Source organism: Streptomyces changchenzhani (assembly GCF_039766235.1).
Lineage (GTDB): Bacteria > Actinomycetota > Actinomycetes > Streptomycetales > Streptomycetaceae > Streptomyces.
The window spans coordinates 423,320-445,483 of sequence record NZ_JBDHNH010000008.1 but is presented as its reverse complement, the minus strand read 5'-3'; the positions used below and the strand labels follow the sequence as shown (position 1 = coordinate 445,483).

Below are 22,164 nucleotides of genomic sequence, written 5' to 3'. Positions count from 1 at the left end.
GCCATGGACTACCAGGCGATTCTGGAGCGGATCGCGGAGGACGTCGCCCCGCAGGTCGGCCGCGGCAGGCTCGCCGAGTACATCCCGGCGCTCGCCTCCGTCGACCCGCGCCGCTTCGGCATGGCCATCGCGGACGTCGACGGCAAGGTGTACGGCGTCGGGGACTGGCAGCAGCCCTTCTCCGCGCAGTCGATCACCAAAGTCTTCGCGCTCGCGATGGTCCTGGCCCAGGCCGGCGACACCCTCTGGGAGCACGTCGGCCGCGAGCCCTCCGGCAACCCGTTCAACTCGCTGGTGCAGCTGGAGTACGAGCACGGCATTCCGCGCAACCCCTTCATCAACGCGGGCGCGCTCGTAGTGACCGACCGACTGCAGAGCCTCACCGGCGACGCGAGCAGTGAACTCCTGGAATTCCTCCGCCAGGAGAGCGGCAACCCGGACCTGGCCTTCGACCCGGAGGTCGCGCAGTCGGAGACGGCGAACGGCGACCGCAATGCGGCCCTGGCCCACTTCATGGCGTCGTACGGCAACATCGCCAACCCCGTCCCGACCCTCCTCGACCACTACTTCTGGCAGTGCGCGATCGAGATGAGCTGCGCCGACCTCGCCCTGGCGGCCCGTTTCCTGGCCCGCCACGGCCTGCGCGCCGACGACACGAGACTGCTGACCCGCAGCGAGGCGAAGCAGATCAACGCGGTGATGCTGACCTGCGGTACGTACGACGCGGCAGGCGAATTCGCCCACCGGGTCGGCCTGCCCGGCAAGAGCGGAGTCGGCGGCGGAATCGTAGCGGTGGTCCCGGGCCGCTGCACGCTGGGCGTATGGAGCCCAGGCCTGGACGAACGGGGCAACTCGGTGGCGGGAGTTGCGGCGCTGGACCGCTTCACGACACTGACGGGACTGTCGGTGTTCTAGAGGTGTCCTCAAGCGCCGGACGGGCTGGATTTTCTGCGGCTGTGAGTGCAGCGCGCCGCAGCGCTTCAGTTTTGCGGCAACCATTCAGCCCGTCCGGCGTTTGAGGACCAGGACCGGCCCGTGGGCGGGCCACGTCTCTCGTACCCCGTCCCGTCTCGCCCGGTCATTCGAGCCATCCGGCGTCTGAGGACCGGGGTCTGAGGACCGGGGTCTGGGGCGGAGCCCCAGTTTCGGGAAGGGGCGGGTAGGGGAACAGCGCCGCAGGCAACCCGCACCGCCCCCACACCCGCACCCCACCCGCACACCGCCACTCCGGAGCGTGAGCTGACGGGAACCGACGGGAACCGACGGGCATGGAAACGGTGTCCGTTCACACAGGAACCGCTCCTCTCTCCCGCTCCGGAGTCCCCGTGACGACGAACTGTCCGCATTGTGGAACCCACTCCCCCGCAGGGGCACTCTTCTGCATGACGTGCAGGCGCGAACAGCCGCCGCTTGCGGCAGAGTTGCCCGCGCAGCCGCCTCTGGCGGACACGCCTCCGACCCAGGCACCGGCCGAGGCCCCGGAGCCGGCGACGCCGGAGCAGCAGGGGCACCCGGACACGATGTACGTCGTACCCGCGCCGGCACCGGTGTTCGGCCCCGCACCCGTCCCCCCGGAAGTAGACGCGCAGGCAAACGCGCAGGCGCGGGCCAACGCCCAGGCGCAGACCTACGTTCCGGGCCTCACTCCTACCCCCACCCCCACCCCCATCCCGTACACGCGCCCCGCCCCGAATCCCGAGCGCAGAAAGCGCGTCCTCGTCTGGACGGGCACGCTCGTCGCGGCAGTCATCATCGGCGGCGGCGCCACCGCGGGAGCTCTGCTTCTCCAAAACAAGGACGACGGTGGCAGCGACACGCTGAAGGACGACAAGCCCGCCGTGGCCCAGAGCGGCGGCCTGAGTGTCCAGCCGTCCAATGCGCAGACCTCGTCCCCGTCCACCCCTTTCCCGTCCGCCCCTTCGCCGTCCTCCCCACCCCCGTCCTTCAACCCGTCCCCGTCCGTCACTCCGTTGAGCCCGCCCGGTTCCCCCGAAGTGCCCAGCGGATTCCGGCAGGTGGCGGACCCGGCCGGATTCTCGTTCGCCATCCCCAATCTCTGGACGCGCGAGAAGGCCGTCAACGGGCAGATCACGTACGCGGGTTCCACCGGCTTGGAGCACCTGCTCGTCGGCGTCGTCCGGAATCCGCCGTACGCCTCCTCCTACGACAACTTCGTAGGGATCGAGAAGAAGTCCAAGGCCAACCAGCGGAACTACCAGCGTCTGCGTCTGGAGCAGAACACCTTCCAGGGCCGCCCGGGTGCGCTCTGGGAGTTCACGTTCACGGACAAGCAGTCGGGCGAGACACTGCACGCCATCGACCAGGGCTACATCGCGGAGAACGGCATCGACTACTCGATCTACACCAAGAGCCGGGACCGGGACTGGCAGTACGCGCGGCAGACGTTCGACACGGCCCTGGCCACCTGGACGCTCGACTGAGCCACTGGCGGGGGACAGGACGGTCAGACGGCCCCCAAGGCCGTCGCCGGCTTCACCTCACCCACCTCATCCAGCTTCAGACGGAAGCAGTACGCAGTCCTCCCCGACGGTGAGGTGTACGTCTCCGCCTGCTCCATCCCCAGCCGCCGCGTCACCGCGATCGACCGCTCGTTGAGGGAGTCGACCATCGCCATGACCTCCGTCACCCCCGCCGCCCGCACCCGCTCCAGCGTGGCCCGCGCCGCGGCCGTCACATAGCCCTTGCCCCAGTGCGCCCGTCCGAGCCGCCACCCGATCTCGATCTCGCCGACCGGGCCGAAAGAGGTGTGCGGCCAGGGCTGGGCGCCGGTGAAGCCGATGACCTCGCCCGACTCGTCAAGCATCGTCCACAGACAGATACGGCGTTCGGCGTCATGTCTGCGCTGCCGGGCGGTCAGCTCGTCGTACGCGGAAAGCTCCGCCGACGTAGCCCCATGGAACTCCATGACCTCGGGATCGTCGAAAATGCGATACCAGGCCAGGGCGTCCTCCTCGGTGGGCACGCGCAGCTGTACGACAGGGGGTCGCTCGGTCATGTCGGTCATCGGGGGCAACCCTTCGAGTCGGTGATCAGTACGCCCCCTTAGACTGCCCTTGCCCTGTGCCCTTCAGCACGCGATATCGAGTCTTCGGGAGATTCCGCCGTGACCGAGCCCCTCTCCGAGCACACCGCAGATGTGATCGTCGTCGGGGCCGGACCCGCCGGCTCCACGACTGCGTACTACCTGGCGAAGGCGGGACTTGACGTCCTGCTGCTGGAAAAGACCGCGTTCCCGCGCGAGAAGGTCTGCGGCGACGGCCTCACCCCGCGCGCCACCAAGCAGCTCGTCTCCATGGGAATCGACATTTCCGAAGAGGCGGGCTGGCTGCGCAACAAGGGCTTGCGCATCATCGGCGGCGGCGTCCGCCTCCAGCTCGACTGGCCGGAACTGGCCTCGTACCCCGACTACGGACTCGTCCGTAAGCGCGACGATTTCGACGAGCAGCTCGCCCGCCAGGCGCAGAAGGCCGGCGCGCGGATGTACGAGCGCTGCAACGTGGGCGCGCCGATCGTCGACGCGCGTACGGGCCACATCACCGGCGTCAACGCGAAGATGGGCGAGGAGAAGACCGCGGCCACCTTCCACGCCCCCCTGGTGGTCGCGGCCGACGGCAACTCCACCCGGCTGTCCCTGGCCATGGGCCTGAACCGCCGCGAGGACCGCCCGATGGGCGTCGCCGTGCGTACGTACTTCACGTCCCCGCGTCACGACGACGACTACCTGGAGTCCTGGCTGGAGCTGTGGGACCGCCGCGGCCCCCAGGACCGGCTGCTCCCCGGCTACGGCTGGATCTTCGGCATGGGCGACGGTACGTCGAATGTCGGGCTCGGCATCCTGAACTCCTCCAAGGCGTTCAAGGAGCTGGACTGGCGCGAGGTGCTCAAGGCGTGGTGCGCGTCGATGCCGGCGGACTGGGGCTACACCCCGGAGAACATGACGATGCCGATCCGGGGCGCGGCGCTCCCGATGGCCTTCAACCGCCAGCCGCACTACACCAAGGGCCTGCTGCTTGTGGGTGACGCGGGCGGCATGGTCAACCCGTTCAACGGTGAGGGCATCGCGTACGCGATGGAGTCCGGCCAGATCGCGGCGGACGTCATCGTCCAGGCGCAGGCACGGGCGACTCCGGCGCAGCGCGAGATGGCGCTGCACGCGTACCCGAAGATCCTCAAGGAGACGTACGGCGGCTATTACACGATGGGCCGCGCCTTCGTGAAGCTCATCGGCAACCCGAAGGTCATGAAGATCGCGACCCAGCGCGGCCTCTCGCACCCGGTGCTGATGAAGTTCACGCTGAAGATGCTGGCCAACCTGACGGAACCGACGGGCGGCGACGCGATGGACCGGATCATCAACGGGCTGTCGAAGGTGGCCCCGAATTCCTGATGATTCAACCGGGATCACGGCACCCACGCTGATTCGAAGCACCGCGGCCTACGGTGTTGGCGCCTTCAAGCCGGAGTCATGTTCGGGAGAGGGCGCTAGAAGGCTGCTGAAAATCTTTTGCGTTCTGGCCCCGGGCCGGCAGGTCCGGGGCCAGCCTTGTAGGCATGCAGGGGGAATGGGCCGGGGAGCCGGTCGGGCCGGATGTGTGGGAGACCTGCCGGGAGTTGATCCCGGCAGGGAGCGTGTACGCGTTCCTGGCCGAGTACCGGGAGGCGTTGTTCCCTGCGGAGTTCTTCGCGGACATGTACCCGTCGGCCAACGGGCGGCCGTCGCTGCCGCCGCAGGTGCTGGCCTCGACGGTGGTGCTGCAGTCCCTGACCGGGCTGTCGGACTTCGAGTCGGTCCAGGAACTCCGCTGTGATCTGCGGTGGAAGGCGGCTTGCGGGCTGGGCCTGCACGACATGGCCTTCGATCCGTCGTTGCTGACCTACTTCCGGCGTCGGCTTGCCCGCTCCGGCGACCCGACGCGGATCTTTACCAAGGTCAAAGAGGTCGTGGCCGCGACCGGGGTGCTGAAGGGCAGGACGCGGCGGGCGCTGGACTCCACCGTCCTGGACGACGCTGTGGCCACCCAGGACACCGTCACCCAGATCGTCTCGGCGATCCGCCGGGTGATCCGCGAGGTCCCCGGCGCCGTCACGGTCGCCGGACAGTGGTGCACCGCCCACGACTACACCGACCCGGGCAAACCGAAGATCGCCTGGAACGACGGGGCGGCCCGGGCCGCGCTGGTGGACGCCTTGGTCACCGACGCCCTCAACCTCCTGGGCCGTCTGCCCGAACGCGAGCTGGGCGAGAGAGCGGCGAACGCGATGGGCCTGCTCGCCCTGGTCGCCGGGCAGGACGTGGAGCCCGCCGAGGACTCCGACGGATCCGACGGACGCTGGCGCATCACCCGGGGCACCGTGCCCGACCGCACCGTGTCCACTGTCGACCCCGACGCCCGGCACATCCACAAGAACCGCACCCGCCACCAGGAGGGCTTCCGGGGACACGTCTCCTTCGAGCCCGAGGCCGGACTGTTCACCGCCGTCGCCCTGACCAGCGGCCACGGCCCCGGCAACCACGAAGCCGCCGTCGCGCTCGACCTGCTGGCCGACGAGGACACTGCCGACGGCCAGACACTGACCGTGCTCGGGGACGCCGCCTACGGCACCGGCGCCCTGCGCGAACAACTCACCGAGGCCGGCCACACAGCGGTGATCAAACCGCCACCGCTGCGGCAGACCGTCCCCGGCGGCTTCACCATCGACGACTTCCACGTCGACACCGAGGCCGGCACGGTGACCTGCCCGGCCGGCAACACCGCGAACCTGGGCCGCGTCAAAGCCGACGGCAACCGGACGGCCCAGTTCAAGCGCCAGTGCGCCGGCTGCCCGCTGCGGGAACGCTGCACGACCTCCAAGACCGGACGCGCCCTCAACGTCCACGCCCAGCACGCACTCCTCGCCGCCGCCCGGCACCAGGCCGCCACCGACACCACCTGGCAGGAGGAGTACCGCCGCTGGCGGCCCCCGGTCGAACGCGCCATCGCCTGGCTCGTCGCCCACGGCCACCGCCGCGTCCGCCACCGAGGCGTCATCGCCAACAACATCGCCCTCCACCACCGCGCCGCCGCACTCAACCTCCGCCGACTGATCAAACTCGGACTCACCCGAGTCAACGGCACTTGGACCCTCATCCCGGCCACCCCATAACAAAGAGGGCCACCCGGCCCACGGCCGGACAGCCCCCTCAACAAGATTTTCAGCAGCCTTCTAGATGGGGAGCGTCCAGCTTGCCCCGTGCGGCCCGTCGAGCCAGACCTTCTGGGTGTCCGGCGTGATCGCCATTCCGAACTCGGACAGGTGCGGTGAGCCGTAGCTCTGCCACCGCATGAGCGAATCCTCGATCGCAGTCCACAAGTGCAGCGGTCCACGCTGAACGGTGGTCCAGCCCTCGCCGTCGTCCGCGGCGCGTGTCCGTGCCTGCGAACCGGTGGCCACGTCGAGCAGGATCTGCTCGGCTCCCGCGCCGAGGCGCTCGGCCGAGGGCGCGGCGAGCTGTGCGACGAATCGACCGGTCCAGTCATCGAGCAGGGCGGGGTCGATTCGGCTCGGGCGTTCGTCCCAGGGCAGCAGCTCGAACGGTCCGTGCGGCGGCCGGTCGTGAGGGCGGGCGATCATGAATGAGGTGTATCCGGGTAGGAAGCGGCCTTCCGCGACGCCGTCCGCCTCGACCGTGAGGCGAACGAGGCCGTGTCCGAATCCCCATCCGGCCAGGGTGACGAGCAGGGTTCCCGCGGCCTTGATCTGCTGTAGCAGGCCGTAGGGGACGTGTCGCATCGAGCAGAACGCGATGTCGTAGGGGGCCCGGTCGGGGTAGCCGCGCAAGCCGTCGGCCGTGATAAGGGTCGGGGCGTAGCCAGCCGCGGCGAGGGCCTTACGGGCGCGCTCAGCCGCGGCGGCGTCGGTCTCGATCGCCGTTACGTCCCCGGTCTGGGTCTGGCTCGCCGTGGCCTGACTCGTGCCGTGCTCGCCCATGGTCATGGGCTGGCCCGTCTTGTCGAAGTAGTTCGTCGTCTGCGTTGCGGCGTCCAGCTCGGTGCGGCTGTGCTCGACGGTGACGACGTTCGGGTACAGGTCCAGGCGGCGCCGCCCTGCCGCGGTGCGGAGGGCGCGTCGCCCGAACGGCCGGCGGAGGCGGAAGCCTTGGGGCCGGGGCCCTTGCCGGCGGCGCCGGGGTGTTTGGCGGCCTTGCCGCCGGAGGCCGTGGGCTTGGGGGAGGCCGAGGGGGAGGCGGAGCCGGAGCGCTTGCTCTTGGGTGTGGCGGACTCGGTGGCCGTACCGCCTGCGTCGCGCACCGCGTTGCTGCGGCGGTCCGGCTTCGACCCCGGGGAGTCGACGAAGGCCGCGAGGGCGAGGGTGACGACGACCGCTACGAGAGCGGCGGAGGCGTAGGTGGCGCGGCGCCGGTGCCACGGGGTGACGGTCGGGACGACGTGATCCCCCACGGGCGTCACCTCGTGCACCGTCGCCGTGGTGTCGTCCCCCACGGGCTCTTCGATCGGCCGTACGTCGTCGACGGCTTCCGGTGTTGCCGGCACCGGAGTCGGTGCCGGACCCGTCATCGCTGCCGCACCCCGCCCCGCCGCCGCGTCCGCCGCCGCTTCCTGGCGCCTGCGGCGCTGGGTGTCCGCCATGACCCACAGCCGGTGCAGCGCGATCAGATCCTCGCCCTTGCATCCGCACAAGCGTGCCAGCCGCTCCACCGGGGCGAACTCCATCGGCACCGCGTGGCCCGAGCAGTAGCGGTGCAGGGTCGACGCGCTGACGCCCACTCGGCGGGCCAGGGCGCCGTAACTCCGGCCCGACCCTTCCCGGATTTCGTGCAAGCGCTGCGCGAACGCCTCGGTGTCGGTGTCCTTCCGTGTTCCCAAGCGGTTCAACTCCTCCCGACCGTCCCAGGACGGCGTTCCAACCCCCTGTATAAACCCCACGTCAATGGGGGTGGAACGGTTCCAGCGTTCCACCAGGGCCTGTGGTGCTTGCCGGTGCCCGCCGAGCCGCCCAAGCTAGTGATCGTTCAGCCGGCCACACCGGCCGAACACACAGGACCTGGCGGCCGAATACGCCGGTCAGTCATATCGACTCAGTGATATCGACCGGCCATATCGACCGGTCGTACAGGCCGGCCGCATTCACCACATCAAAACGGGGGAAGACCTTCCATGAACATCATCCGCACCGCTGTTGTGACCGCCGCCGCCGTGGGCATGACCATTGTCTCGCTCGGCTCGGCCACCGCCGCTGCTCCGGCCGCTTCCGCCGCACCGAAGTTCCTGTCGGCCTCTCAGCTCCCCGCCGCCAGCCCCGCCTGGGTGGCCGGCGCGGTGAAGCAGGGGCTGCCCGCCTCCCAGTCGCCCTGCACGGCGGGGTCCGTACCGAAGGCGGGCACCAAGTACCGCGACTTCCGGACGGACCTGGACACCGGCGCCCGTCAGACGATCACGGTCGCTGCCACCGAGGCCAAGGCGAAGGCGCTCGCCGCCAAGATCCGTACCTCGATCACCGGTTGCCTCCACCGGCTCCAGATGGCGGACCCGGGCCTGGAGGGCGAGGCGTTCTACCACGGCAAGGTCAATGTGGCGGCCGGTGCGCACATCCACAGCCTCGACACGAACAGCCCGGAGGTCGGCACCGTCGACATCAACCTCTTCGCGATCGGCCGTGACGGCAAGGCCGTGACGGTCGTCCAGTGGGGTCAGATGGGCTCGCTCGACGCAGCGCCGCTGGCGGGCTTCAAGAAGACCGCGGGTGTCGCGGTCGGCAAGCTCTACTGAGAGCTCTACTGAGAGCCGTACCGAGAACTGAACTGAGAGCTGAACCGAGAGCCGTACTGAGCGATCGGCCGGTCACTTCACCGGCGGCTCCCCTGATCGGGGGCGGGGGTGGGACCGGGGGGTAGCCCACTTGCCGTCGCCTTGGCCCCGTGCGTACCGAAAATGGTGCGTGCGGGGCCTCTCTCGTAACTAATACTGCCTGGGTATTCGGACATCCGGCATGGGGGAGAGAACGTGGTCGACGTCGCGCCAATGGATCTTGTTCTGCTAGAGGACGGGGAAGGGAACAGCGTCAGCATTTCCGTTCTGGGGGAATACCCGAAAAGTCATGATGAATCCGAACTGCCGCCCATGCTCAGAGCCTTGATTGTGCTGGAAACCCCTTTTGTGGGCGGTCGGGAAGAACTCCCGCTGTGGAATTCACGCCTGGAGGAGTGGGCGCGGGCGCTGGACAGGCTGGAAGCCGGTGAGGACGCCGGGTGGATGACCATGGGCAGCGGCTTGTCGCTGTTCATCCGGCTCACGGGCGAGCGGGACTGCCCGGAGGTGGTCCTGGAGGAAGTGAACAGGTCGATGGTGACCGTTCGGGTACCCATCGCTCTCCCTGACGGCTGGATCGCGGATCACCGACAGCGGCTGCGCACGCTGATGGACGCGTGGAATCCCGACGGACTGGCTCCCCGACGGACCGACTAGCCGCCCGTCCGTGGGGCCCGACGGACGGGCTGTCGGGCCCCACGGACGGGCCGCTCGGGATCCACGGACGGGGTCGCCAGTGCCCCACGGACGGGGCCGCCGGTGCCCCACGGACGGGCCGCCCGTGGGGCACCGGCGGGTCGCCCTCACGGACCGGCCGCTCGGGAACGCCGAGGGGCCGCCGCTCCCGAGCGTGGGAACGGCGGCCCTCAGACGTACGAAGTGCGGGGGTCCCTCAGAGAACGCGAACCGCGCCCGACGGCGGGTCGTAGTCCAGGGACCTCTCGACCACACCGGTGCCGGAGTTCTGCGCGCCGACGAACTTGCCGCCGCCCACGTAGATGCCTACGTGGTACGCGCTGCCCGCGCTGCCCCAGTACAGGATGTCGCCCGGCTGGAGGTTGCTCAGCCCGACCTGGGTGCCGGCCGTCGACTGGTCCTGCGAGACACGCGGCAGGTCCACGCCGACTGAGCCGAACGCGGCCTGCATCAGGCTGGAGCAGTCCCACGAGTTGGGCCCCGTGCTGCCGAGCACGTACGCGTCGCCGACCTGGGCGCGGGCGAACGCGACGACGGCGGCTGCGGAGCCCGTCGCCTGCGAGGAGGACAAGGAGCCGGACGAGGACGCGGAGCTGCCGGAGTCGTTGGACGAGGTGGCGGCGGCGCTGAGCGTGGTGCGCTCCGCGGAACGCGAGGCGCGCTCCTGCTCGGCGGCCTTCGCCTCGGCTGCCTTCTTCGCGGCGGCCTTCTCGGCCTTCTCCTTGGCCTCGGCCTTGCGGTCCGCCTCGGCCTTGGCCTTCTTCGCGGCCTTCGCCGCCTGGTCGGCTGCGGCGTCCTGCTGGGCGCGCAGGTCGTAGGTGTGCGCGACCTGCTGGGTGGCGTCGGCGGAGGCGGCGATGGTGTTCGCGAGGTCCGCAGTGAGGGTGGGCATCTCGATGGTCTCGGTCACCGGCTCGGCATTCGCCGGACCGGCAGCACCGGCCACCGCGATCGTGCTGAGGACGCCACCGGCAACTCCGGCTCGGAGCGCCATTTTCGAGGCACTGCGACGGGGCTTCCGGTGGCTGGGTATGTGAGCGGTGAGGGACATGGGTCAACCGCTACCAGGGCTATGGGGGTTCCTTCAAGAAACGTGTGCTGCGCCACAGTTGTGTAACGACTCCTCGAATCCGGCACCGGGCGGCCTTTATTGACGGCGTAACGGGCAATACGGGCACCGGCAAGCAACGCTGTGATCACTGGCTTTCCGCAATACGCCCGAATTGCCCGACGACTACCATCCGTTCACACCGATGGCCAAGCCCGCTTTTGTTGGCGGCGTCCTGGAGTGGCGCAGGTCACAGGACGGTCACCCCTCGCGGCAGTGAACGCTCGTGAACGCTCGTGAACGCATGCACGCGTCCACATTCGTCCCCGAAGCTCCCTCGCTCAGGTGAGCCGACGTTCCCTATCACCCCAAGCTGCCCATCTCTAATTTGCCTGTACAGGCCATCTCTTGATAGGGCGGCGCTCCGGCAGCACCCCGACAGCGCCTCGACAACACCCCCTGCGACCAGCGGTAACACCTGCGCCTGTCACGTCTCGTGATCGCCCGAGCGCTTCGCGTATGAGGATCACCGCTCATCCGACTTCATGATCCTTCGGCAGGTGGTGGAGATCACAAAGGCGTTGTCGCACCCCGTGTCGCAGATCACAGACCGACAGGCATAGGATGCGGGGCAGTCGGGCTTGTGACCTGCTTCACATGAACGTGATCTTCGCGTGACGGAGATGGCGGGATGGCGAGGCGGGAATCGCAAGACCCGTTGCGGGTCCAACGGTCAAGGACGACTGGAAGGAGCGAGGAGCGTGAATGCCTACGCGCCCATCCTCGTGCTCGGCGCCCTCGGGGCAGCGTTTGCGATCTTTTCCGTGGTCATGGCCTCGCTTATCGGGCCAAAGCGCTATAACCGGGCAAAGCTTGAAGCATACGAGTGCGGCATTGAGCCGACGCCCACGCCGGCCGGAGGCGGCCGCTTTCCCATCAAGTACTACCTGACGGCGATGCTTTTCATCGTCTTCGACATCGAGATCGTCTTCCTCTATCCCTGGGCCGTCTCCTTTGACGCTCTCGGGATTTTCGGGCTCGTGGAGATGCTGCTCTTCGTGCTCACCGTTTTCGTTGCCTACGCATACGTGTGGCGGCGCGGCGGCCTGGAATGGGACTAGAGGGGCTGAGGGGTCACCAATGGGACTCGAAGAGAAGCTGCCGAGCGGCTTTCTGCTGACCACCGTCGAACAGGCCGCGGGGTGGGTGCGGAAGTCCTCCGTCTTCCCCGCGACCTTCGGCCTCGCGTGCTGCGCCATCGAGATGATGACGACCGGCGCAGGCCGTTACGACCTGGCCCGCTTCGGTATGGAGGTCTTTCGCGGTTCACCGCGTCAGGCCGACCTGATGATCGTGGCCGGCCGGGTCAGCCAGAAGATGGCGCCGGTGCTGCGGCAGGTTTATGACCAGATGCCCAACCCCAAGTGGGTCATTTCCATGGGGGTTTGCGCATCCTCGGGTGGAATGTTCAACAATTACGCAATTGTGCAGGGTGTCGACCACATTGTTCCCGTTGACATCTATTTGCCCGGTTGCCCGCCCCGCCCCGAGATGCTGCTGGACGCGATTCTCAAGCTTCACGAAAAGATCCAGAACTCGAAGCTCGGGGTGAACCAGGAGGAAGCGGCCCGCGAGGCGGAGGAAGCAGCCCTCAAGGCGCTCCCCACCATTGAGATGAAGGGGCTGCTGCGGTGACCGAGCAGAACGGCGTCCCCGCCCAGCGCGACGAGACCGGTGAGGTCATCGGCGTACGCAAGGGCATGTTCGGCGCCAGCAACGGCGGCGACACCAGCGGCTACGGCGGTCTCGTACGGACCGTCACCCTGCCGGGCGCCACGTCGCGCCCGTACGGCGGCTGGTTCGACGAAGTCGCCGACGAGCTCGAAGGCGCACTGGAGGAGCAGGGACTGCTCCCCGCCAACGCCATCGAGAAGACCGTCGTCGACCGCGACGAGCTCACTTTCTACATCGCGCGCGAGCACCTGCTCCAGGTGGCCAGGACGCTGCGCGACGACCCCGCGCTGCGCTTCGAGCTCTGCACGGGCGTCAGCGGGGTGCACTACCTGGAGGACAAGGGCCGGGAGCTGCACGCCGTCTACCACCTGCGGTCGATCACCCACAGCCGAGTGATCCGCATCGAAGCGAGCGCGCCGGACAGTGATCCGCACGTCCCCTCGCTGGTCGAGGTCTACCCGACCAACGACTGGCACGAGCGCGAGGCGTACGACTTCTTCGGCCTCATCTTCGACGGGCACCCCGCCCTCACCCGGATCATGATGCCGGACGACTGGCAGGGCTTCCCGCAGCGCAAGGACTACCCGCTCGGTGGCATCGCCATCGAGTACAAGGGCGCCCAGATCCCGGCTCCGGACCAGCGGAGGTCGTACTCGTGACAACTCCACCCGCATCTGCACGCGCGACCACCGAAGGTCCCGTATATACGGTCACCGGCGGCGACTGGGACGAGGTCGTCCAGGCCCACGCCAAGACCGACGACGAGCGCATCGTCGTCAACATGGGCCCGCAGCACCCGTCCACGCACGGCGTCCTGAGGCTCATCCTGGAGATCGACGGCGAGACGGTCACCGAGGCCCGTTGCGGAATCGGTTATCTGCACACCGGCATCGAGAAGAACCTCGAATACCGGAACTGGACGCAGGGCACCACATTCGTCACGCGCATGGACTATCTGACGCCGTTCTTCAACGAGACGGCGTACTGCCTGGGCGTCGAGAAGCTGCTCGGCATCACGGACCAGATCCCGGACCGCGCGACCGTCATCCGCGTCATGCTGATGGAGCTCAACCGGATCTCCTCGCACCTGGTGTGCCTGGCCACCGGCGGCATGGAGCTCGGCGCCACCACGATCATGATCTACGGCTTCCGCGATCGTGAACTGATTCTCGATGCCTTCGAGTTGATCACCGGCCTGCGGATGAACCACGCGTTCGTCCGCCCCGGCGGCCTCGCCCAGGACCTGCCTCCGGGCGCCGTCGACCACCTGCGCGAGCTGGTGAAGACCCTGCGCAAGAACCTGCCGGAGTACGACAAGCTCGCCACCGGCAACCCGATCTTCAAGGCGCGCATGCAGGACGTCGGATATCTCGACCTGACCGGCTGCATGGCGCTCGGTGCCACAGGCCCGGTGCTGCGCTCGGCGGGCCTGCCGCACGACCTGCGCAGGACCGACCCCTACTGCGGTTACGAGACGTACGACTTCGACGTCCCCACCGCCGACACCTGTGACTCCTACGGCCGCTTCCTGATCCGGCTCGAAGAGATGCGCCAGTCGCTGCGGATCGTCGAGCAGTGCCTGGACCGGCTCGCGCCGGGCCCGGTCATGGTCGCGGACAAGAAGATCGCCTGGCCCGCGCAGCTCGCGCTCGGCCCGGACGGCCTCGGCAACTCGCTCGACCACATCAAGAAGATCATGGGTACCTCCATGGAGGCCCTGATCCACCACTTCAAGCTCGTGACCGAGGGCTTCCGGGTCCCCGCCGGGCAGACGTACAGCGCGGTCGAGTCGCCCAAGGGCGAACTGGGCGTGCATGTCGTCTCCGACGGCGGCACCCGCCCCTACCGGGTCCACTTCCGTGACCCGTCGTTCACCAATCTGCAGGCCATGGCGGCCATGTGCGAAGGCGGCCAGGTCGCCGACGTCATCGTCGCTGTCGCGTCCATCGACCCTGTGATGGGAGGCGTCGACCGGTGACAGACGTCAGCCTCGGGATGCCCCAGCTCCCTGCCCCCGACTATCCGGCCGATGTGCGTGCCCGGCTCGAAGCCGACGCCAAGGAGGTGATTGCCCGTTACCCCGACAGCCGGTCCGCCCTGCTGCCGCTGCTGCACCTCGTGCAGGCCGAAGAGGGCCATGTCACCCGCACCGGCGTCCGCTTCTGCGCCGAGCTCCTCGGCCTGACCACGGCCGAGGTCACCGCGGTCTCCACCTTCTACTCGATGTACCGGCGCAAGCCGTCGGGCGACTACCAGGTGGGTGTCTGTACCAACACCCTGTGCGCGGTGATGGGCGGCGACGCCATCTACGACGCGCTCAAGGACCACCTGGACATCGGCCACGGGGAGACCACCGGCGACGGCAAGGTCACCCTGGAGCACATCGAGTGCAACGCCGCCTGCGACTTCGCGCCGGTCGTGATGGTCAACTGGGAGTTCTTCGACAACCAGACCGTCGAGTCCGCGACGCAGCTCGTCGACGACCTGCGGGCCGGGCAGCAGGTCGCCCCCACCCGCGGGGCGCCCTTGTGCACGTACAAGGAGACGGCCCGCATCCTGGCCGGCTTCCCCGACGAGCGCCCCGGCGCGGTCGAGGCGACCGGCGGCGCCGGGCACGCCTCGCTCATCGGCCTCAAGCTCGCCAAGGGCGAGACCGCGCCCGGCCGGGTCGTCACCCAGCGCGGTGGGCCGCCGCAGGACAGCGCACCGGAGACCGGGCTCAGCGCGAACGACGCGCCCCAGCGGACTTCGGCATCGGACCCCGAGCACCCCGCCGAGCCCGTCACCGGACAGCGACATGAAGCCGGAACGGCGCCGCGCAGCGGATCCGCGCCGCAGGAGACCTCGGCCTCCGATCCGGCGCACCCTGCCGGACCGGCAGCCGAGGAGGGGGAGTGATGACGTTGGCACCCGAGATCGACACCAACGAGACCAGCCCGGAGAAACTGCTCTCACCCGTGCTGTCGGCCTTCTGGGACCAGCCCGACGCCTGGACCCTGGAGACCTACAAGCGCCACGAGGGATACGAGGGACTGCGCAAGGCCCTCGCCATGTCCCCGGACGACCTCATCGCGTACGTCAAGGACTCCGGTCTGCGCGGTCGCGGCGGGGCGGGCTTCCCCACCGGCATGAAGTGGCAGTTCATCCCGCAGGGCGACGGCAAGCCGCACTATCTAGTTGTCAACGCCGACGAGTCGGAGCCCGGGACCTGCAAGGACATCCCGCTCCTCTTCGCGAACCCGCATTCCCTCATCGAGGGGATCGTGATCGCCTGTTACGCGATCCGCTCCAACCATGCCTTCATCTATCTGCGCGGCGAGGTCGTCCCCGTACTGCGCAGGCTGCACGAGGCCGTGCGTGAGGCATACGCGGCGGGCTACCTCGGGCACAACGTCCTGGGCAGCGGGCTCGACCTCGAACTCACCGTGCACGCGGGCGCGGGCGCGTACATCTGTGGTGAAGAGACGGCGCTGCTCGACTCGCTCGAAGGCCGGCGCGGCCAGCCCCGGCTGCGTCCCCCTTTCCCTGCGGTCGCGGGTCTCTACGCATGTCCGACTGTGGTGAATAACGTCGAGTCCATCGCCTCCGTTCCCGCGATCCTGAACAAGGGCAAGGAATGGTTCCGTTCGATGGGCAGCGAGAAGTCCCCGGGCTTCACGCTGTACTCGCTGAGCGGCCATGTCACCAGCCCCGGCCAGTACGAGGCCCCGCTCGGCATCACCCTGCGCCAGCTGCTCGGCATGAGCGGCGGCATGCGGGCCGGGCACCGGCTCAAGTTCTGGACGCCGGGCGGCTCTTCGACCCCGATGTTCACCGCCGAGCACCTCGACGTACCACTGGACTACGAGGGCGTGGCCGCGGCCGGCTCGATGCTCGGCACCAAGGCGCTCCAGTGCTTCGACGAGACGACGTGCGTGGTGCGGGCGGTGACCCGCTGGACCGAGTTCTACGCGCACGAGTCCTGCGGCAAGTGCACCCCGTGCCGCGAAGGCACGTACTGGCTGGTGCAGTTGCTCCGGGACATCGAGGCAGGCAAGGGCCGCATGTCCGACCTGGACAAGCTGAACGACATCGCCGACAACATCAACGGCAAGTCGTTCTGCGCGCTCGGTGACGGCGCCGCGTCGCCGATCTTCTCCTCGCTCAAGTACTTCCGCGAGGAGTACGAGCAGCACATCACCGGTCAGGGCTGCCCCTTCGACCCCAGCAAGTCGACCGTCTGGGCCGACGACAAGAACGCTCACCAAGGGGTGAACGCATGACAGTCACCACGTCAGCCCCCACGGGAGGCGGCGAGGCAGCGGTCCCGCCCGAGGATCTCGTCTCGCTGACGATCGACGGCATCGCGATCTCCGTCCCCAAGGGGACCCTGGTCATCCGCGCCGCCGAACTGCTCGGCATCGAGATCCCCCGGTTCTGCGACCACCCGCTCCTCGACCCCGTCGGCGCCTGCCGCCAGTGCATCGTCGAGGTCGAGGGCCAGCGCAAGCCGATGGCCTCCTGCACCATCACCTGCACCGACGGCATGGTCGTCAAGTCCCAGATCACCTCGCCCGTCGCCGACAAGGCGCAGCGCGGTGTGATGGAACTGCTCCTGATCAACCACCCGTTGGACTGCCCGGTCTGCGACAAGGGCGGCGAGTGCCCGCTGCAGAACCAGGCCATGTCGCACGGCGACTCCGACTCCCGCTTCGAGGGCAAGAAGCGGACGTACGAGAAGCCCGTGCCCATCTCCACGCAGGTGCTGCTCGACCGCGAGCGGTGCGTGCTGTGCGCGCGCTGCACCCGATTCTCGAACCAGATCGCGGGCGACCCGATGATCGAGATGCTGGAGCGCGGCGCGCTTCAGCAGATCGGCATCGGCGAGGGCGACCCCTTCCAGTCGTACTTCTCCGGCAACACCATCCAGATCTGCCCGGTGGGCGCGCTCACCTCGGCGGCGTACCGGTTCCGCTCCCGGCCCTTCGACCTGGTGTCGACGCCGAGCATCTGCGAGCACTGCTCCAGCGGCTGCGCGACCCGCACCGACCACCGGCGCGGCAAGGTCATGCGGCGCCTGGCGGCCGACGACCCCGAGGTCAACGAGGAGTGGATGTGCGACAAGGGACGCTTCGGCTTCCGTTACGCACAGCGCCCCGACCGGTTGACGACCCCGCTGGTGCGCAACGCCGACGGCGTCCTTGAACCCGCGAGCTGGCCCGAGGCACTGGAGGTCGCCGCCCGCGGTCTCGCCGCGGCCCGCGGCCGGGCCGGTGTGCTGACCGGCGGTCGCCTCACCGTCGAGGACGCCTACGCGTACAGCAAGTTCGCGCGGGTCGCCCTCGGCACCAACGACATCGACTTCCGGGCCCGCGTCCACAGCAGCGAGGAGGCCGACTTCCTGGCCGCCCGCGTCGCCGGGCGCGGACGGGACCTCGACGGTACGGGTGTCACGTACACCTCCCTCGAAAAGGCCCCCGCCGTCCTGCTCGCCGGAATCGAGTCCGAGGAGGAGGCGCCCGGCGTCTTCCTGCGGCTGCGCAAGGCCCACCGGCTCCACGGGCAGCGCACCTTCGCCCTCGCCACCCACGCCACCCGCGGCCTGGAGAAGGCGGGCGGCACACTGCTGCCCGCGGCGCCCGGCACCGAGACCGAGTGGCTGGACGCGCTCGCGGGCCACGCCGGGCTCGACGACGCCGGGAGCCTGGCCGCCGATGCGCTGCGCACCAAGGGCGCCGTGATTGTCGTCGGGGAGCGGCTCGCCGCCGTGCCCGGCGCACTCACCGCCGCCGTACGGGCGGCCACCGCCACCGGCGCCACGCTCGTGTGGATCCCGCGCCGGGCCGGTGAGCGCGGCGCCGTCGAGGCGGGCGCGCTGCCGTCCCTGCTGCCCGGCGGACGCCCCGCCACCGACCCACGCGCGCGTGAAGAGGTCGCGGCCGCCTGGGGCGTCGCCGAACTGCCGCACCGTTTCGGCCTGGACACCGGCCAGATCATCGAGGCCGCGGCCACCGGTGAACTGGCCGCCCTGGTCGTCGCGGGCGTCGAGGTCGGCGACCTGCCCGACCCGCTGCGCGCGCGTGAGGCCCTGGACCAGGTCGGTTTCCTGCTCTCCCTGGAGCTGCGGCCCAGCGAGGTGACCGAACGCGCGGACGTCGTACTGCCCGTTGCCGCCGTCGCCGAGAAGCCCGGCACCTTCCTCAACTGGGAGGGCAGGGCCCGGATGTTCGAGGCGGCGCTCAAGCCCGAGCAGATGACGCGCAGGCTCGCCCCGAGCGACGCGCACGTCCTGCACATGCTGGCCGACGCACTCGACGTACGCCTTGCCCTCGGCGACGTACGAGCCGTACGCGGCGAGCTCGACCGGCTCGGCTCCTGGGGCGGCCCGTACGCCACGGACCCGGCCGAGTCGGCCCGGCCACTGCCGCGCCCCGGCGACGGCGAGGTGGTCCTCGCGGGCCACCGGCTGCTGCTCGACCAGGGGCGCCTGCAGGACGGCGACGAGGCGCTCGCCGGCACCCGGCACGCGGCCGTCGCCCGGCTCTCCGCGGCCACCGCGGCCGAGACGGGCGTCAAGGACGGCGACCTGCTCGCCGTCTCCGGCCCCGCGGGCACGGTCCAACTGCCGCTCCAGGTCACGCCGATGCCCGACAGGGTGGTGTGGCTGCCGCTGAACTCGACGGGCGGCGGAGTCCTCAACGACGCGGGTGCCCGTCCGGGCGATCCGGTCCGCATCGCACCGGTCACGACTGCTGCGACGGAGGTGGAAGCATGATGTACCTCGCTGCTGAAGACGCTCTGCACCTCGCCGCCGAAGACCTGTCGATGTTCGGCCGCGACCCCTGGTGGCTGGTCGCCATCAAGGCGGTCTTCTGCTTCGCCTTCCTGATGATCACCGTGCTGTTCTCCATCGTGTGGGAACGCAAGGTCGTTGCCTGGATGCAGCTGCGCATCGGCCCCAACCGGCACGGCCCCTGGGGCCTCCTCCAGTCCCTCGCGGACGGCGTCAAGCTGATGCTCAAGGAGGACCTGATCGTCAAGCGCGCGGACAAGGTCATCTATGTCCTCGCGCCGATCATCGCGGCGATCCCGGCGTTCATGGCCATCGCGGTCATCCCGTTCGGCCCGGCGGGCAACGAGGTCTCGATCTTCGGCCAGCGCACCACGATGCAGCTGACCGACCTGCCGATCGCGATGCTCTACGTCCTGGCCATCGCCTCCGTCGGCATCTACGGCATCGTCCTCGCGGGCTGGTCGTCGGGCTCGACGTATCCGCTGCTCGGCGGTCTGCGCTCGTGCGCGCAGATGATCTCGTACGAGATCGCGATGGGCGCGGCCTTCGCCTCGGTGTTCCTCTACTCCGGGTCGATGTCGACGTCGGCGATCGTGGAGGCGCAGGCGGACCGCTGGTTCATCATCCTGCTGCCGGTCTCCTTCATCATCTACATCATCACGATGGTGGGCGAGACCAACCGCGCCCCCTTCGACATGCCGGAGTCCGAGGGCGACCTGGTCGGCGGGTTCAACACCGAGTACAGCTCGATCAAATTCGCGCTGTTCATGCTGGCCGAGTACGTCAACATGGTCACCGTCTCGGCGGTCTCCGTCACCCTCTTCCTGGGCGGCTGGCGGGCCCCGTACCCGATCAGCACCTTCTGGGAGGGCGCGAACCACGGCTGGTGGCCGATGCTCTGGTTCGTCATCAAGCTCCAACTGCTGCTGTTCTTCTTCATCTGGCTGCGCGGCACGCTCCCCCGTGTGCGCTACGACCAGCTGATGAAGCTGGGCTGGAAGGTCCTGATCCCGGTCTCGGTGGTCTGGCTGATGCTGGTCGCCACGGTGCGCGTGATGCGCAACGAGAACATGGACTTCCAGAACATCGTGCTGTACGTCGCCGGGGCGATCATCGGCATCCTGCTGCTGTCCTTCGTCGCGGACATGTTCCGCGACAAGAGAGACAAGGCACAGGCGGCACAGGCCGAGCCCGAACCGGACTTCGATCCGATGGCGGGCGGATTCCCCGTGCCACCACTGCCCGGGCAGGAAATGCCACCGGTGCCGCGCAGGCGCCCGCGCCAGGAGCGCGAGTTGATTGTCAGTGGTGGGCCGGACACTACAAGTGACGGAAAGGAGGCCGACGGTGTCTGATTTTCAGAATCCGGTAGCCGGCTTCGGCGTGACCTTCAAGGCCATGTTCAAGAAGCGGCTGACCGAGCAGTACCCGGAGGAGCAGAAGACCACGGCGCCGCGCTTCCACGGACGTCACCAGCTCAACCGCCATCCCGACGGCCTGGAGAAGTGCATCGGGTGCGAGCTGTGCGCCTGGGCCTGTCCGGCCGACGCGATCTATGTGGAGGGCGCGGACAACACCGAGGAGGAGCGTTACTCCCCGGGCGAGCGCTACGGCCGCGTCTACCAGATCAACTACGCCCGTTGCATTCTGTGCGGCCTGTGCATCGAGGCCTGCCCGACGCGCGCGCTGACCATGACCAATGAGTTCGAGCTCGCCGACAGCAGCCGCGAAGCCCTCATTTATACGAAGGAGCAGCTGCTGGCGGGCCTGGAGGAAGGCATGGTCGAGTCACCGCACTCGATCTTCCCGGGCACCGACGAGCAGGACTATTACCGGGGCCTGGTCACCGAGGCGGCGCCGGGCACCGAGCGGCAGGTCGCCCTGCGCAAGGGGGAGCGGCCGCAGGAGGCCGCTTCGGCCTTCGGTGAGGACGAGCCCGCGTCGAAGAGGGTGGTCGGGGCATGAATGCTCTTGCCGCCACCGCCACTTCGACCGGGGAGGCCGTGCAGTTCTGGGTGCTCGGATCGGTCGCCGTCATCGGCGCCCTGTCCACCATCCTGATGAGACGGGCCGTGCACAGCGCGCTCTGCCTCGCCGGGACCATGATCATCCTGGCGGTCTTCTACCTCGCCAACGGTGCGTACTTCCTCGGTGTCGTCCAGATCGTCGTCTACACCGGCGCGATCATGATGCTGTTCCTCTTTGTGGTCATGCTGGTCGGTGTCACCGCGGCGGACTCCCTCAAGGAGACGCTCAAGGGCCAGCGCTGGCTGGCCCTCGCCTGCGGTCTCGGCTTCGGCACCCTGCTGATCGCCGGCATCGGCAACGCCTCGATGTCGACCTTCAACGGACTCGGCAAGGCCAACGCCGCCCGCGGGGGCAACGTCGAGGGACTGGCCGAGCTCATCTTCACGAAGTACGTCTTCGCCTTCGAGCTCACCGGCGCCCTGCTCATCACGGCGACGATCGGCGCGATGGTGCTCACGCACAAGGAGCGCACCGAGCGCGCCAAGACGCAGCGCGAGATGTCCGAGGAGCGCGTACGCGGCAAGCACCTCCCGCCGCTGCCCGCCCCCGGTGTCTACGCCCGGCACAACGCGGTGGACATCGCGGGCCTGCTGCCGGACGGCACGCCGTCCGAGCTCACGGTCATGCGGACCCTGCGCGACCGCGGCCAGATCCGCGATGTGTCGAGCGAGGCCATGGCCGACCTCAAGGCCCTGGAGCAGCGCTCCGAGGAGCGACTCGGCCGGGACCAGGAACCGCACGAAGAGGGGGCCGCAAAGTGAACCCGGTCAACTATCTGTTTCTCGCCGCCCTGTTGTTCACCATCGGTGCGGCAGGTGTGCTGATCCGGCGGAACGCGATCGTGGTCTTCATGTGTGTGGAGCTGATGCTCAACGCCTGCAACCTCGCGTTCGTCACCTTCTCCCGGATGCACGGCAATCTCGACGGGCAGGTCATCGCGTTCTTCACGATGGTCGTCGCCGCAGCCGAAGTCGTGGTCGGGCTCGCGATCATCGTGTCGCTGTTCCGCTCCCGCCACTCGGCCTCGGTCGACGACGCCAGCCTGATGAAGCTGTAAG

At 68.8% G+C, this 22,164-nt stretch carries 21 protein-coding genes; 17 read left to right on the top strand and 4 right to left on the bottom strand.

Going from position 1 to position 22,164, the window contains the following annotated elements:
• Positions 1-3 precede the first annotated feature (3 nt).
• Together ABCR94_RS26200 and ABCR94_RS26195 are read left to right on the top strand one after the other, a co-directional pair.
• Positions 4-915, top strand: a complete 912-nt coding sequence (locus ABCR94_RS26200; protein WP_347122468.1) for a glutaminase — start codon at positions 4-6, stop codon at positions 913-915.
• A gap of 467 nt (positions 916-1,382) precedes the next feature.
• Positions 1,383-2,441 (top strand): serine/threonine kinase C-terminal domain-containing protein, encoded by a 1,059-nt coding sequence (locus tag ABCR94_RS26195; protein ID WP_347122467.1) that lies wholly within the window; start codon positions 1,383-1,385, stop codon positions 2,439-2,441.
• Positions 2,442-2,464: 23 nt separating this feature from the next.
• On the opposite strand, the gene ABCR94_RS26190 is transcribed toward ABCR94_RS26195, so the two are convergent.
• Complete coding sequence (locus ABCR94_RS26190; protein WP_521977861.1) at positions 2,465-3,016, bottom strand: GNAT family N-acetyltransferase; 552 nt, start codon at positions 3,014-3,016, stop codon at positions 2,465-2,467.
• 108 nt (positions 3,017-3,124) lie between these two features.
• On the opposite strand from ABCR94_RS26190, the gene ABCR94_RS26185 reads away from it, so the two are divergent.
• Together ABCR94_RS26185 and ABCR94_RS26180 are read left to right on the top strand one after the other, a co-directional pair.
• Positions 3,125-4,408: a geranylgeranyl reductase family protein gene (locus tag ABCR94_RS26185; RefSeq protein ID WP_347122465.1), complete on the top strand. Its 1,284-nt coding sequence runs from the start codon at positions 3,125-3,127 to the stop codon at positions 4,406-4,408.
• 164 nt (positions 4,409-4,572) lie between these two features.
• Positions 4,573-6,165, top strand: a complete 1,593-nt coding sequence (locus ABCR94_RS26180) for an IS1182 family transposase (protein ID WP_347118091.1) — start codon at positions 4,573-4,575, stop codon at positions 6,163-6,165.
• A 60-nt stretch (positions 6,166-6,225) separates the two neighbouring features.
• Here the strand turns inward: ABCR94_RS26180 and ABCR94_RS26175 are convergent, their stop codons facing one another.
• Together ABCR94_RS26175 and ABCR94_RS26170 are read right to left on the bottom strand one after the other, a co-directional pair.
• On the bottom strand, positions 6,226-7,047 hold the full coding sequence (locus tag ABCR94_RS26175; RefSeq protein WP_347122515.1) for a putative ATP-grasp-modified RiPP: 822 nt from the start codon (positions 7,045-7,047) through the stop codon (positions 6,226-6,228).
• The gene (locus tag ABCR94_RS26170) at positions 6,993-7,886 is read right to left on the bottom strand and encodes a helix-turn-helix domain-containing protein (protein WP_347122464.1); all 894 of its coding nucleotides are present in this window, start codon (positions 7,884-7,886) and stop codon (positions 6,993-6,995) included. The genes ABCR94_RS26175 and ABCR94_RS26170 overlap by 55 nt, the downstream gene beginning before the upstream one ends.
• Positions 7,887-8,177: 291 nt before the next feature.
• Between ABCR94_RS26170 and ABCR94_RS26165 the strand changes: the two genes are divergently transcribed.
• Both ABCR94_RS26165 and ABCR94_RS26160 read left to right on the top strand, forming a co-directional pair.
• Positions 8,178-8,789 (top strand): hypothetical protein, encoded by a 612-nt coding sequence (locus tag ABCR94_RS26165; RefSeq protein ID WP_347122463.1) that lies wholly within the window; start codon positions 8,178-8,180, stop codon positions 8,787-8,789.
• A 234-nt stretch (positions 8,790-9,023) separates the two neighbouring features.
• Positions 9,024-9,485: a DUF5959 family protein gene (locus ABCR94_RS26160; RefSeq protein WP_347122462.1), complete on the top strand. Its 462-nt coding sequence runs from the start codon at positions 9,024-9,026 to the stop codon at positions 9,483-9,485.
• 235 nt (positions 9,486-9,720) lie between these two features.
• Here the strand turns inward: ABCR94_RS26160 and ABCR94_RS26155 are convergent, their stop codons facing one another.
• On the bottom strand, positions 9,721-10,575 hold the full coding sequence (locus ABCR94_RS26155) for a C40 family peptidase (RefSeq protein WP_347122461.1): 855 nt from the start codon (positions 10,573-10,575) through the stop codon (positions 9,721-9,723).
• 758 nt (positions 10,576-11,333) lie between these two features.
• Here ABCR94_RS26155 and ABCR94_RS26150 point away from each other — a divergent pair.
• From ABCR94_RS26150 to nuoK, 11 genes are read left to right on the top strand one after another with little or no spacing between them, the layout of a single operon-like run.
• Positions 11,334-11,693, top strand: a complete 360-nt coding sequence (locus ABCR94_RS26150; protein WP_347122460.1) for an NADH-quinone oxidoreductase subunit A — start codon at positions 11,334-11,336, stop codon at positions 11,691-11,693.
• Positions 11,694-11,712: 19 nt separating this feature from the next.
• On the top strand, positions 11,713-12,267 hold the full coding sequence (locus tag ABCR94_RS26145; protein WP_283520223.1) for a NuoB/complex I 20 kDa subunit family protein: 555 nt from the start codon (positions 11,713-11,715) through the stop codon (positions 12,265-12,267).
• Positions 12,264-12,965 carry an NADH-quinone oxidoreductase subunit C gene (locus ABCR94_RS26140; protein WP_347122459.1) on the top strand — a complete coding sequence of 234 codons (702 nt, stop codon included), beginning with the start codon at positions 12,264-12,266 and terminating at the stop codon, positions 12,963-12,965. The genes ABCR94_RS26145 and ABCR94_RS26140 overlap by 4 nt, the downstream gene beginning before the upstream one ends.
• Positions 12,962-14,284: an NADH-quinone oxidoreductase subunit D gene (locus ABCR94_RS26135; protein ID WP_347122458.1), complete on the top strand. Its 1,323-nt coding sequence runs from the start codon at positions 12,962-12,964 to the stop codon at positions 14,282-14,284. The genes ABCR94_RS26140 and ABCR94_RS26135 overlap by 4 nt, the downstream gene beginning before the upstream one ends.
• 17 nt (positions 14,285-14,301) lie before the next feature.
• Positions 14,302-15,204: an NADH-quinone oxidoreductase subunit NuoE gene (gene nuoE, locus ABCR94_RS26130; protein WP_347122514.1), complete on the top strand. Its 903-nt coding sequence runs from the start codon at positions 14,302-14,304 to the stop codon at positions 15,202-15,204.
• Positions 15,204-16,568 (top strand): NADH-quinone oxidoreductase subunit NuoF, encoded by a 1,365-nt coding sequence (gene nuoF, locus ABCR94_RS26125; protein WP_347122457.1) that lies wholly within the window; start codon positions 15,204-15,206, stop codon positions 16,566-16,568. Before nuoE ends, nuoF begins: the two co-directional genes overlap by 1 nt.
• Positions 16,565-19,060 (top strand): NADH-quinone oxidoreductase subunit G, encoded by a 2,496-nt coding sequence (locus ABCR94_RS26120; RefSeq protein ID WP_347122456.1) that lies wholly within the window; start codon positions 16,565-16,567, stop codon positions 19,058-19,060. Before nuoF ends, ABCR94_RS26120 begins: the two co-directional genes overlap by 4 nt.
• Entirely contained in the window at positions 19,057-20,433 is a 1,377-nt protein-coding gene (gene nuoH / locus ABCR94_RS26115; RefSeq protein WP_347122455.1) for an NADH-quinone oxidoreductase subunit NuoH, read from the top strand. Before ABCR94_RS26120 ends, nuoH begins: the two co-directional genes overlap by 4 nt.
• Complete coding sequence (nuoI, locus tag ABCR94_RS26110; RefSeq protein ID WP_521977822.1) at positions 20,426-21,043, top strand: NADH-quinone oxidoreductase subunit NuoI; 618 nt, start codon at positions 20,426-20,428, stop codon at positions 21,041-21,043. Before nuoH ends, nuoI begins: the two co-directional genes overlap by 8 nt.
• The gene (locus tag ABCR94_RS26105; RefSeq protein ID WP_347122453.1) at positions 21,040-21,867 is read left to right on the top strand and encodes an NADH-quinone oxidoreductase subunit J; all 828 of its coding nucleotides are present in this window, start codon (positions 21,040-21,042) and stop codon (positions 21,865-21,867) included. The genes nuoI and ABCR94_RS26105 overlap by 4 nt, the downstream gene beginning before the upstream one ends.
• Positions 21,864-22,163 carry an NADH-quinone oxidoreductase subunit NuoK gene (nuoK, locus tag ABCR94_RS26100; RefSeq protein ID WP_347122452.1) on the top strand — a complete coding sequence of 100 codons (300 nt, stop codon included), beginning with the start codon at positions 21,864-21,866 and terminating at the stop codon, positions 22,161-22,163. Before ABCR94_RS26105 ends, nuoK begins: the two co-directional genes overlap by 4 nt.
• Position 22,164: the final 1 nt, after the last annotated feature.